Annotated in this window: 11 protein-coding genes; 3 read left to right on the forward strand and 8 right to left on the reverse strand. The window is 75.6% G+C overall.

What is annotated here, in order from left to right; genetic code table 11:
- Both B9L22_RS17250 and B9L22_RS17255 read left to right on the forward strand, forming a co-directional pair.
- The gene (locus B9L22_RS17250; protein WP_086151291.1) at positions 1-1,341 is read left to right on the forward strand and encodes a DUF58 domain-containing protein; all 1,341 of its coding nucleotides are present in this window, start codon (positions 1-3) and stop codon (positions 1,339-1,341) included.
- Positions 1,338-3,638 carry a DUF3488 and transglutaminase-like domain-containing protein gene (locus B9L22_RS17255; protein WP_086151292.1) on the forward strand — a complete coding sequence of 767 codons (2,301 nt, stop codon included), beginning with the start codon at positions 1,338-1,340 and terminating at the stop codon, positions 3,636-3,638. Before B9L22_RS17250 ends, B9L22_RS17255 begins: the two co-directional genes overlap by 4 nt.
- On the opposite strand, the gene B9L22_RS17260 is transcribed toward B9L22_RS17255, so the two are convergent.
- Genes B9L22_RS17260 through B9L22_RS17270 form a run of 3 tightly spaced genes read right to left on the reverse strand, consistent with a single transcriptional unit; the run spans position 3,586 to position 5,758 of the window.
- On the reverse strand, positions 3,586-3,981 hold the full coding sequence (locus tag B9L22_RS17260) for a DUF3040 domain-containing protein (protein ID WP_086151381.1): 396 nt from the start codon (positions 3,979-3,981) through the stop codon (positions 3,586-3,588). The two genes, B9L22_RS17255 and B9L22_RS17260, sit on opposite strands and share 53 nt — an antisense overlap.
- Before the next feature lie 37 nt (positions 3,982-4,018).
- Positions 4,019-5,275: a DNA polymerase IV gene (locus B9L22_RS17265; RefSeq protein WP_021482845.1), complete on the reverse strand. Its 1,257-nt coding sequence runs from the start codon at positions 5,273-5,275 to the stop codon at positions 4,019-4,021.
- Positions 5,276-5,314: 39 nt separating this feature from the next.
- The gene (locus B9L22_RS17270) at positions 5,315-5,758 is read right to left on the reverse strand and encodes an SAV_6107 family HEPN domain-containing protein (RefSeq protein WP_086151293.1); all 444 of its coding nucleotides are present in this window, start codon (positions 5,756-5,758) and stop codon (positions 5,315-5,317) included.
- An 80-nt stretch (positions 5,759-5,838) separates the two neighbouring features.
- On the opposite strand from B9L22_RS17270, the gene B9L22_RS17275 reads away from it, so the two are divergent.
- On the forward strand, positions 5,839-6,864 hold the full coding sequence (locus tag B9L22_RS17275) for a spermidine synthase (protein WP_086151294.1): 1,026 nt from the start codon (positions 5,839-5,841) through the stop codon (positions 6,862-6,864).
- A gap of 85 nt (positions 6,865-6,949) precedes the next feature.
- Here B9L22_RS17275 and B9L22_RS17280 read toward each other — a convergent pair whose 3' ends face one another.
- The 5 genes from B9L22_RS17280 to B9L22_RS17300 form a co-directional block, all read right to left on the reverse strand.
- The gene (locus tag B9L22_RS17280; protein ID WP_021482348.1) at positions 6,950-7,153 is read right to left on the reverse strand and encodes a cold-shock protein; all 204 of its coding nucleotides are present in this window, start codon (positions 7,151-7,153) and stop codon (positions 6,950-6,952) included.
- A gap of 303 nt (positions 7,154-7,456) precedes the next feature.
- A complete protein-coding gene (locus tag B9L22_RS17285; protein ID WP_021482349.1) occupies positions 7,457-8,383 on the reverse strand; it encodes a proteasome assembly chaperone family protein in 927 nt (308 codons plus the stop codon).
- A gap of 110 nt (positions 8,384-8,493) precedes the next feature.
- Positions 8,494-8,934, reverse strand: a complete 441-nt coding sequence (locus B9L22_RS17290; protein WP_021482350.1) for a response regulator — start codon at positions 8,932-8,934, stop codon at positions 8,494-8,496.
- On the reverse strand, positions 8,931-10,601 hold the full coding sequence (locus B9L22_RS17295; protein ID WP_086151382.1) for an ATP-binding protein: 1,671 nt from the start codon (positions 10,599-10,601) through the stop codon (positions 8,931-8,933). The genes B9L22_RS17290 and B9L22_RS17295 overlap by 4 nt, the downstream gene beginning before the upstream one ends.
- Positions 10,598-11,926 carry a PP2C family protein-serine/threonine phosphatase gene (locus B9L22_RS17300; protein WP_233140215.1) on the reverse strand — a complete coding sequence of 443 codons (1,329 nt, stop codon included), beginning with the start codon at positions 11,924-11,926 and terminating at the stop codon, positions 10,598-10,600. The genes B9L22_RS17295 and B9L22_RS17300 overlap by 4 nt, the downstream gene beginning before the upstream one ends.
- Positions 11,927-11,990 lie beyond the last annotated feature (64 nt).

Consider the following 11,990-nt stretch of genomic DNA (forward strand, 5'->3'; position numbering starts at 1 on the left):
GTGCGCGGCCCGTCGTTCCTCGCGCGGCTCCGGCGCAGGACCAGGAGCCTCGCCAGCGCGCGCCCGACCCGCCGCGGCACCGTGGTCCTCGGTGCGGGCGCCGCGCTCGTGGTGCTCGGCGTCACGCTCGGCCTGCCGGACCTCGTCGGGCTCGGCGCGGCGGGCCTCCTCGCCGTGGGCGCCGCGTGGTGCTGGATGGCGGCCCGGCGCATCGACCGGGGGCGCGGCGCGCTCCACGTGACGCGCCGGGTGCAGCCCAACCCCGCCGTGCGCGGCCAGCTCACGACCGCGCGCCTGACCGTCGCGGCGGCGCGCACGACGTCGTCGACGGCCTCCACGCTCGCGCGCCTGCGCATCAGCGAGCAGGCCGCGCACGAGCTGTCCGACCAGGGCTCGTTGCGCGCGCAGGTCGCGACGGTCGGCGACCACATCGCCGTGCGGTACCGCCTGCGGCCGCTGCGCCGCGGCCGGTGGCCGCTCGGCCCGCTCCTCACGACGCGGACCGACCTGTTCGGCCTCGTCAGCGCGACGCAGGAGCTCGGCGACCCGACGGCCGTGGCCGTCTGGCCGCGCACCGTCGAGCTGCCCGTGCGCGGGAGCCGCGCGTTCGGCGAGCACGAGCGCTCGGCCTCCGGCGCCCGGCTCGCGTCGAGCGACGACTCGGTCCTGCGCGACTACGTCGCCGGTGACGACCCCCGCCGCGTGCACTGGGTCAGCGCCGCGCGCCGCGGCCAGCTCATGGTGCGCTCCGACGAGAGCGCGGGCCTGCCGCCCGTGACGGTGCTCCTCGACCGCGGCCTCCTGCCCCACCCGGAGCTCGCCGCGTCGAGCCCGCGGGCGCTGGCCGACGGCGAGTGGGCCGTCGAGTGCGCGGCGTCGATCGGGGTGTCGCTGCTCCAGGCGGGGCACCCCGTCCGCCTCGTCCCCACGTCGCTCGCCGCGGTGGTCCCCGGCACCGGCTTCCGCGTCAACCGGTCCGGCGAGGGCCCGGCCGACCTGCTCGACGCCACGGTCGACCTGCACGGGCACCAGGTCGTGGCGGACGCCGACCGCTCCGTCGTCACGACCTGCGAGGCGCTGCGACGCGACCGCCGCCCGGGCGAGATCACCGTCGCCGTGCTCGGCCCGCTCGGCTCCGTCGCGCGGCACACCGTCGCCGCGATGGCCGGGGACGGCGTCCACCGCGCGCTCGTGGTGAGCACCCGCCCGTGGGCCCCCGAGCACGCCGACGCCGTCGAGACCGTCACCGCGCTGCGCTCGACGGGGTGGCACGCCGCGCTCGTCGACCCGTCCGCGTCGCTCGAGCACGCCTGGACCCTGCTCGCGGAAGGCTCACGATGACCGCACCCCGACCGGGAACCTCGGACTCCGCGGGCCTGCGCGTGCTCGCGACGAGCGCACTCGTCGCCACCGCGGTCGTCGCGTCGACGCACGCGCTGGGGAGCGTCGTCGGGCCGGGCGGCTGGACGGGCACGGTCGTGCGCGTCGTCGTCGTCCTCGCGCTCGTCACCGGCCTCAGCCGCTGGGCGCTCGAGCGGAGCCACGCGGCGCGCGGCGAGGTGCTCGCACCGCCGGCGGCGCTCCTGCCGTCGCTCGCGGGGCTCGTCGTCGGGCTGTGGGCCCTGCTCGGGCTGTACGGCGGGCCGACGGACCGGTTCTCGCTCCTCATCGGCCTGTCCAACGTGGACCGCGTCCTGTCCCGCCTGGGCACCGCGCGCGACCTCACGCTCGCGGAGGTCGCCCCGATCGACCCCAGCCTGCCCATCGCGCTCCTGGCGGTCGGCGGCGCGGTCGTGGTCTTCGTCGTCGCCGACCTCATGGCCGGCGGGCTGCGGCTCGGCGCGGGAGTCGCGCTGCCGCTCCTCGCCCTGTGGGTGCCCGGGCTCGTCATCGTCGGCGAGGTCCCGCCGCTCGCGTTCGTCGTGACGGTCACCGCCCTCGTGCTCCTCCTCGCCGTGGACAACCCGCACCGCGCGGTCCGCCGCGGGGCGTCCGCGCGACGCCCGGAGGACCGCGCCGCCGGAGGCCTGCGTGCCGCGGGCGCGCTCGTCGTGGCTGTCGCCGTGGCGGTCACCGCGCTCGGCCTCGGGTCGGCGAGCGCCTCGCTCCCCGAGGTGGCGTCGGCGTCGTGGTCGCGCCTCTTCTCCTCGACCGGCCAGACCGTCCGGCTCTCCGACGACCTGGACATGCGGCGCGACCTCGCCGAGCGGTCCGGCGAGGTCGTCCTGCGCTATCGGACCGACGGCGAGGGCGTCGGCCCCCTGCGGGTCTTCACGCTCACCGGCTTCGACGGCACCAACTGGCGCCGCGGCGCCGACCGCGACGGCACGCCCATCGACGGCGGCGAGCAGCTCCTGTGGCCCGACGACCCGGGCGCGACCGGGGACCCCACGTCGCTGCGCGTCACGCTCGAGTCGCTGCGCGACACCAAGCTGCCGCTCCCGACCGAGCCGCGCGCCGTCGGCATCGACGGCGACTGGGCGTACGACGACGTGCGCGACGAGGTGCTCGGCGAGCAGCCGACGGGCGCGGGCACGTCCTACGAGGTCACGGTCTTCCCGCGGCCGCTCGACGCCGACGCGTTGCGCGGCGCCAGCGGCGCGGACCCGGACGACCCCAACTACCTCGACGTGCCCGCGACGGAGCACGAGCAGGACATCCGCGACCTCGCGACGTCCGTCGTCGACGGCGCGACGACCCGCTACGACCAGGCGCTCGCGCTGCAGACCTACTTCCGCGACATCTCGCAGTTCACGTACTCCACCGAGGTGCCCCCGGGCGCCTCGGGCGACGCCGTCTGGGACTTCCTCCAGGACCGGACGGGCTACTGCGTCCAGTTCGCGACGTCGATGACGATGATGGCCCGCACGCTCGGCATCCCCGCGCGGCTGGGCGTCGGGTTCCTGCCGGGCGAGCGGGTCGACGAGTCGAGCTACCAGGTCACGGGTCGCGACTCCCACGCGTGGCCCGAGCTGTACTTCCCGGGCCAGGGCTGGGTGCGCTTCGAGCCGACGCCCGCCCAGCAGACCGGTCCGACGCCGACGTGGGCCACCCCGGTCGCCGTCACGCCCGGCGGCCCGGCCGACCCGGGGAACGTCCCGACGCCGGGCGCCACCACGGCCGCGCCGTCAGCGCCGGCGACCCCGACCCCCACCGCCCCGGGGGCCGGCGGCACGACGGACGGCACGCAGGAGGACTCCACCTCGTGGCCGCTCGTCGTGGGCGTGGCGCTGCTCGTCGCGGCGGTGCTCGCGGCAGGGCTGTGGTTCGTGCTGCGCCGACGCACGGAGGCGGAGAGCCTGCGGGACGCCGAGGACGCGTGGGCCGAGCTCGTCGCACGGCTGGGTGCGCTGGACGTGCGCTGGCCGTCGTCCACGACGCCGCGCCGCGTGCCCGCCGTCGTCGTCGCGACCCTGCAGACGCGGCGCGGGGCGGATGCCGAGGACGAGGACCTGGCCGAGACGCTCACGGCCCTCGCGTCGGCCCTCGAGGCGGAGCGCTACGCCCCGCGTCCGCGCGAGACGGTCAGCCCGGAGCGCCTCCAGGCGCTCGTCGACGCTGCCGTCGAGGGGATCGAGAGGTCGCTCAGCGACCGTCCTGCTCGCGCCGACGGTCCCAGCGCTCTTCGAGTCGGCTGAGGAACGGCTTCCGCGACGTCCTGCTCGCTGCGGCCGGCCGAACGGTGCCGTCGGCCTCGACGGTGCCGACCGGTCCCCTGCGGGAGGCGCGCGGTGCCTGGAAGACCAGCACGACGCCGGCGAACATGAGGACGAAGCCGATGACGCCGAGCCAGGTCTGCGAGAGCGCGGCGCCCAGCACCAGCAGGAGCAGCCCTCCCACGACGCCGACACCGGCCAGGACGTAGCGCAGCGCAGAGCGACGTCGAGGGGCCTGGAGCGTGTTCGCCAACCGCGGATCGTCCGAGGTGAGCGCGCGCTCCATCTGCTCCAAGACCCGCTGCTCGTACTCAGACAGAGGCATGAGCACCCCGATTCTCCACGGCGGTCGTGTGACACCCTCAGGATAGATCGACATCCGCGGGGGTGGTAGTCGAGCGGGCCCGGGCGGGCCCCATCGCGATGGATCTCACCCCGAAACGGCCGCGGACGGCGTCGACGGCCTCCTCCGCGCGCCGTCGGACGGCGTTCGTCTCCACCACGGCCTCCTCGAGCGTGGGCTGGACGACGGCCTCCGCGCGCGGCTCGAGACCTTCCGCACGCACCCCCACGAGCCGGACCGCGAGCCCTCGCAGGTCCACCCCCGCGACGAGCTCGCGCGCGACGAGGTAGATCTCGCGCGCGACGTCCGTCGGGGCGCCGAGCGTGCGGGCGCGCGTGACGGTCCGGAAGTCGCTCGTGCGGACCTTCACGCTCACCGTGCGGGCGACGAGGCCCTGGTGCCGGAGCCGCCCGGCGCACCGGTCGGCGAGCTCGAGCACGCGCGCCTGCACGGCGGCGAGGTCGCGCAGGTCGTGCTCGAACGTCGTCTCCGCGCCGATGCTCCGCTCCGAGCGCTCCGGCTGGACGGGGCGCGGGTCGCGACCCCACGCGAGGTCGTGCAGGTGCGCCCCGGAGACCTTGCCGACCGCCGTCTGCAGGGACGCCACGTCGGTGTCGGCGAGCTCGGCGACCGTCCGGATGCCCCACTGCGCGAGGACGGCCTCCGTGCGCTCGCCCACGCCCCACAGCGCCCCGACCGGCAGGGTGCGCAGGAACGGCACGGTCGCCGCGGCGGGCACGAGCAGCATGCCGTCGGGCTTGGCGTGCGTGGACGCGAGCTTCGCGACGAACTTCGTGGTCGCGATCCCGACCGAGCACGTGATCCCGTGGTCCGCCTGGACCCGACGCCGCAGCGCGGCCGCGATCCGCGTGGGCGGCCCGAGACGGCGCCGCGCGCCGCTGACGTCGAGGAACGCCTCGTCGACGCTCACCTGCTCCACGAGCGCGGTGATCTCCCCGAGCGCGGCCATGACCGAGCGCGAGACCTCGTGGTACCGCGCGTGGTCCGGCGGCACGACGACCGCCTGCGGGCACAGCCGGCGGGCGGTCGTCATGGGCATCGCCGAGTGGACGCCGAACGCGCGCGCCTCGTAGGTGGCGGCCAGGACGACGCCCCGCTCGGCACCGCCGACGATGACCGGTCGCCCGACGAGCTGGGGACGCCGCGCGAGCTCGACCGAGGCGAAGAACGCGTCCATGTCGACGTGCAGGATCGAGCAGCCGCTCTCGTCGTCCCCCCAGTCCCGGCGGACGACGGCACGAGGACCCCGGCTCATCGGGTGCTCACCGTGCCCGCGGGCCGACCGGCCGGGTCGTCACGACGCCACCGTCCGCAGCCCGGGGAGCCGGACGAAGCCGGCGTCCGGGTCGACGAGCATCGCGACCTCGTCGCGGAAGTCCTCGGCGCACGCGACGAGCTCGTCGGCGCGACGCGGGTCGACCTCGTCGATCCGCCCGGCGTCCACGGCGGCACGGACGCGCGCGCCGCTCGCGAAGTACACCGACCACGCGGCGAGCGCGGGCTCGGCGTCCGCGAGCTGCTCCCACACCGAGCGGGCGCGCCCACGCCGCACGGGGCGCGCACGGAGCGCGACGACCGCGGACGCGGCCCGCAGCGCACCGAGGTGGGCGTGGACGAACCGCTCCCCCGCGTCCTGCGCGAGCGCAGCCGCGACGAGCTCCGCGTCCGCGCGGGCGAGCAGCCGCCGGACCTCGGCGGGAACCACGACCTGCGCCCTCGCGCCTGCTTCGTTCGACATCGCGCACCTCCTGCTCCACTATCGAACACCTGTTCGATCCTGTCAACGTGCCGAGTGTCGGCAGCCCGTACGGTGGGCACATGGCTCGCCGCACCTCCCGACGCCCTCCAGGGTCCTCCGCACCACCCACACCGCCCCGGCGTCGGGGCGCCGCGCGTGGCGGGCCAGCGGCGTCCGACCTCCCGGACGAGCCCGTCGCGACCACGACGGGCACCGCACGCGTCGAGCGCGACCCCGACCGCCCGTCCGCGGTCACCCTCTACGTCAACGGGGTGCCGAGCTCGTACCTCGACCTGGACGACCCCGGGATGCTCGCGTTCGAGTACATGCAGCAGATGGCCGCGGTGGTCGACGAGCTGCACCCCGGACCCGTGCGTGCGCTGCACCTCGGCGCCGCCGGGTGCAGCCTGCCGCGCTGGGTCGAGCACACCCGGCCCGGCTCGACGCAGCTCGGGGTCGACCTCGACGCGCGCCTCCTGGAGCTCGTCCGCACCTGGTTCGACCTGCCGCGCTCCCCGCGCCTGCGGCTGCGGCCCGACGACGCCCGGCACGCGGTGGAAGGGCTCGCCGACGCGTCGTTCGACGTCGTGGTCCGGGACGTCTTCCACGGCGACCGCACGCCCGACCACCTCGTGACCCTCGGCATGGCCGAGGAGGTGCGACGCGTCCTGCGACCGGGCGGCGTCTACCTGGTCAACTGCGCGGACCGGCCGCCCCTCGCGTCGGTTCGGCGCGAGCTCGCGACGCTCGCCGCCGCGTTCGCGGGCGGCGCGGGCGACGGCGCCGTGGACGAGGGGCGCGTCGCGGCGATCGCCGAGCCCGCACAGCTCAAGGGCCGCCGGTACGGGAACGTGGTGCTCGCCGCGGTCGCGCCGGGCGGTGCCGGGCCTGCCCTGACCGGCCCGGGCCTCGCGCGCGCCGTGCGCTCGCTGGCCGTGCCCGCGCGCGTCCTCGTGGGGAGCGAGCTGCGGACCTTCGTCGGCCCGGCGGCGCCCCTCCCGGACCCCACGCCCGCTGACCCCGCCTCCGAGGGGCCCGCTCCCGGGGTCACCACGCCCGCGCGGCCGGCGCCCGACGAGCACGCAGGGGCGACGGGCGAGGGCTGACACGCCAGGAGCCGCGCCCCGGAGGGGACGCGGCTCCTGCGCTGCTGCTACGACCGGGTGACCCGACCGCAGGACGTCGTGGACGTCAGAGCGGGCGGACCTTCTCCGCCTGCGGGCCCTTCGGCCCCTGGGTGATCTCGAACTCGACCCGCTGCGCCTCGTCGAGCGTGCGGTACCCGTTCGTCTCGATCGCCGAGTAGTGCACGAAGACGTCGGCACCGCCGCCGTCCTGCGCGATGAAGCCGAAGCCCTTCTCGGCGTTGAACCACTTCACAGAACCCTGCGCCATGCTGTTCCTCTGACCTTCTGTCCATCCGGGGACATCAGCAGGCGGACCCTTCGTCCACCCCCGTGCGCCGCAATGCCATGTCCCACGTCCTTCGCCGGCGCCCCGGCCGTGTGCGGCCGGCAGGCCCGACGCCGGACCGCCCCGCCGGGCGGACCCACGTACCGGCCGTGCACCGGGTCGTGCGCAAGTACGTCACTGCAACAGGCCACAGTGTGGCATGGACCACGTCAGGTCCGCCACGGAGAACGGGCCCTCTCGTGCTGATTTTTCGGCACATACTCCCCTGAGTGGAGGAGGGCGCCGTCACTCCCCCGACTGCTGCGCGAGGAAGCGCTCGAACTCCGCGCCGAGCTCGTCGGCCGTGGGGATCGGCGCCGACTCGGCGAGCAGGCTCGTGCGTCCGACCGAGCGGGCGAAGGCGTCGTACTGCTCCTCGAGCGCCCGGACCACGGCCGCGACCTCCTCGGAGTCGCGCACCTGGCGCTCGACCTCGGTCTTCGCGTCCTGGACCGCGTCCGCGAGGCCGCCGGTGGCGAGGTCGAGGCCCGTCACGCGCTGGACGTGCTCGAGCGCGACGACCGCCGCGGGCGGGTACGACGACTGGGCGAGGTAGTGCGGCACGTGCACCGTGTAGCCGACGGCGTCGTGGCCGGCGCGCCCGAGCCGGAGCTCGAGCAGCGCGGCGAGGCTGGCCGGGACCTTGACCGTCCCGAACCACGACGTGTGCTCGCCGAGCAGCTCGGGGCGCGTGGCGTGCGCCGTCACCGAGAGCGGCCGCGTGTGCGGGATGCCCATCGGGATGCCGTGGAAGCCCACGACGAGCGAGACGCCCAGGCGCTCGACGACGTCGCGCACCGCGGCGACCACGCGCTCCCACTGGACGTCCGGCTCGGCGCCGTGCAGCAGCAGGAAGCCGGTGCCCTCGGCGTCGCGCACGTGGTCGACGACGAGGTAGGGCTCGTCGTAGTCGGACCAGCGGTCCGTGCTGAAGGTCATCGTGGCCCGCTTCGAGCGGTAGTCGATGAGCTGGTCGGCGTCGAACGTCACCAGGCGGGTGACCTCGCCGATCTCCAGCAGGTGGTCGACGGCCACCTCTCCCGCGCTGCCCGCGTCGACGAACCCCGCGACCGCGTGCAGCAGCACCGGCCCGGAGCCCGCCTCGGGCGGCGTGGGCCACAGGCGCGCCACGGCCTGCTCGTCGAGCTCGTAGATCCCGCGAGGGTCCAGCATGCATCCTCCTCGTCACGTCCTTCGCCCGTGCGCCGCCGGTGGCGCGCTGCGGGCCTGACGAGGTAACGCGCCCCGGGCCAGGGATCATTCCCGGCCGGCTGCGCCGGCGGTCAGCGACCGGGGAGGCGCACCACGGAGACGAAGAAGTCGTCGATCTGCCGGACGACGTCGATGAAGCGGTCGAAGTCGACGGGCTTGGTGACGTAGGCGTTGGCGTGCAGCGAGTAGCTGCGCACCACGTCCTCCTCGGCCTCCGACGTCGTGAGCACCACGACGGGGATCTTGCGCAGCGCGTCGTCGGCCTTGAGCTCGGCCAGGACCTCGCGCCCGTCCATCCGGGGCAGGTTGAGGTCGAGGAGGATGAGGTCGGGCGTCGGGGCGCCCGCGTGCTCCCCCTCCTTGCGCAGGAACTGCAGCGCGCTCACGCCGTCGGACACCACCGAGAGGCGGTTGGTGACCTTGTGGTCCTCGAACGCCTCGCGGGTCATGAGCACGTCGCCCGGGTCGTCCTCCACCAGGAGGACGTCGATCGGCTTGCTGCCGTGGCTCATGCGGGGCTCTCCTCGTCGTCGGGGCGCGCGGGGGCCGGAGCGTCCGGACCGGCGCCGCCGGGGTCGGAGCGAGCGTAGCCGACCTGGGCCTGCACGTAGGCGTGGGCGAGCGTGAAGCGGATGGTCGTCCCGCCCTCGCGCGGCTCGATCCAGATGCGCCCGCCGTGGTACTCGACGATGCGCTTGCACAGCGCGAGGCCGATGCCCGTGCCCTCGTACACGTCCTTGGCGTGCAGGCGCTGGAAGATCACGAACACGCGGTCGGCGTACTGCGGGTCGATGCCGATCCCGTTGTCCTCGACCGACAGCTCCCAGTGGGTGTCGCGGGCGAGCACGCCGACGTGCACGACGGGCGCCCGGTCCGGGTGGCGGAACTTCAGCGCGTTGCCGACCAGGTTCGCGAGGAGCTGGTGCAGGAGCGCCTGCTCCCCCACGACGACGGGGAGCGGGTCGTGCGTGACGCGCGCCCCGGACTCCGCGATCTTGTCGGAGAAGTCCTCGAGCACGCCCCGGAGCTCGTCCTCGAGGTCGACGTCGACGCGCTCGGTGCCCGTCCGGCCGACGCGGGAGAACCCGAGCAGGTCCTGGATGAGGCGCTGCATGCGCTTCGCGCCGTCGACCGCGAAGTCGATGTACTGGTCGGCGCGGTCGTCGAGCTCGCCCCCGTAGCGCTTCTTGAGGAGCTGCGTGAAGCTCGCGACCTTGCGCAGCGGCTCCTGGAGGTCGTGCGAGGCGACGTACGCGAACTGCTCCAGGTCGCGGTTCGAGCGCTCCAGCTCGCGCGCCTGCTCGGCGAGCAGCTCGTGCGAGCGCGCCGCGTCCTCGTGCGACGCCTTGATCTCCGCGACCTGGCTGACGAGCTCGACGCGCATGTGCTCGACGTCCTGCGCGAGGTCCGCGATCTCGGCGGGCCCGGACGTGACGACCGGCTCGTCGAGGCTCCCGGAGCTCACGCGCCGCACGCGGTGCGCGAGCTCGGCCATGGGTTCGGTGACCCAGCGCTTGAGGCAGACCCACAGGATGATGCCGACCGCGAGCGCCGAGCCGACGAGGACGAGGACGCTCCCGAACAGGGCGCGGCTCCACCGGTCGAGCGCGTCGAGGCGTTCGACGCGCTCGTCGCGCAGCTGGTCGACGTACTGCGCGGTGTCGGCGCGCGCCGCCGCGAAGAGCTCGGCGCCGCGCGCCTGGTCGACGGCGCGCACGCGCCCGGGACCCTGCGCCTCGGTGGTGGCGATGGCGGGCTCGGCCGCGTCGGAGACCCAGGCGCGCACCGAGGACTCGGCCTGGGCGAGCGTCCCGGCGAGCTCGTCGTCGAGGCCGAGACGGTCGACGAGCGCGGCGTCGGGGACGACGCCCTCGGCGTCGACGCCCACCGCGCGCGTGTAGGCCTCGAGCGCCGTCGCGTCGCCCGTGGCGACGTACGCGCGCACCGCGACCTCGGCGTCGAGCAGGCCGACGTACGCGCCGTCCGCCTCGCTCACCGCGTCGAAGAACGGCCCTGTCACGTCGGTCTGGAGGGTGAGGACGCGCGACAGCGCGATCGCGGACGTCGCCAGCACGCCGAGGAGGATCACCCCGGCGACGACGAGCGCCCAGCCGAGCCGCCGACGCAGCGTCGGGGCACGACGCTCGCCCGCGCGCCTGCGGTCGCCGGCGGCGCTCACCGGGCCCACTCGTCCGAGTCCGCGAGGGTCGCCGACCGCTCGCCCGGGGAGGTGCCCTCGCCGTCCCACCCGAGCACGAGGAGAGCAGCGTCGTCCGCGAGGGGGCCGCCGTGGAGGTCGCGCACACGACGGAAGACCCGCTCGACGACGCCCTCGACGCCCTGCTCCAGCGCGCTGTCGACGGCGCGGCGCAGGCCGTCGACCCCGACGCGCTCGGGGCGGGTCCGCGCGTCGCCCGCCCCGGCTCCCGCGACGGTCGCCTCGACGAGGCCGTCGGTGTAGAGCATGAGGGCCCAGCGCTCGCCGAGCTCGACGGGCTGCGACGTCCAGCCGCCCGCGACCGGGATGCCGAGGGCGCGGCCGCGCGACGTCGGCGTGATCTCCGACGCCGTGTCGCGCAGCAGCAGCGGCGCGAGGTGGCCCGCGAGGTAGACCTCGGCGCTGCGGCGGTCCGCGGAGACGACGACCTGGCAGAGCGTGACGAACACCTCCGGGCGAGCGCGCTCGGGCACGAGCACGCGCTCGAGCAGCGGCAGGATCGCCTCCGGCTGGGTCTCGCTGAGGACGATGGTGCGCCAGGCCGTGCGCAGCGTCGCGCCGAGCGCGGCCTCGTCCGGGCCGTGCCCCGCGACGTCCCCGATGACGCACAGGACCGTCCCGTCCGGGCGCTCGACCGCGTCGAAGAAGTCGCCGCCGAGCAGGCCGTTGCCGCCCGGCACGTAGCCGACCATGACGTCGAGGCGGTCGTCCTGCACGAGCGGGGTCGGCAGGAGCGCGCGCTCGAGGCGCGCGGTCTCGGCCGCGCGGACCTCGCTGCGGTACAGCGCGCGCTGCTGCTCGACGGACATGCGGCGCTGGACCGCGTAGCGCACGGACCGCCCGAGCAGGTCGCCGTCGACCTCCCCCTTGACGAGGTAGTCGTCGGCGCCCGCGGCGACCGCCTGCACGCCGAGGTCGATGCCCGAGTGGCCGGTCAGGACGACGAGCGCCGGCGGCCGCGACCCCGCGCGCACGCGCTCGACGGCGGACAGGCCCACCGAGTCGGGCAGGCCCAGGTCCAGCAGCACGCAGTCGACGTCGTGGGAGACGACCATCTCGAGGGCGCCGTCCAGCGTCGTCGCGCGGTGCAGCTCGACCTTGAGGTTGCCGTCGGCCAGCAGCTCCTCGACGAGGATCGCGTCCCCGTCGTCGTCCTCCACGAGCAGGATCCGGAGCTCGTCCGTCGGGGCCAGCACGGCGCGCCCCGGGTGCGCCTGGTCCGGTCCGGCGGCGTCGTCGCCGCGCGCGGAGGGTCGGCCCGGGGCTCGACGCTCGCTCCCGGTCACGACGCCCGCTCCCCTCTGGTCGCCATGGGCCACGATCCTAGCCGCAGGCGCGCGTCCGGCCCGG

This window comes from Cellulosimicrobium sp. KWT-B (assembly GCF_002127155.1).
Lineage (GTDB): Bacteria > Actinomycetota > Actinomycetes > Actinomycetales > Cellulomonadaceae > Cellulosimicrobium > Cellulosimicrobium funkei.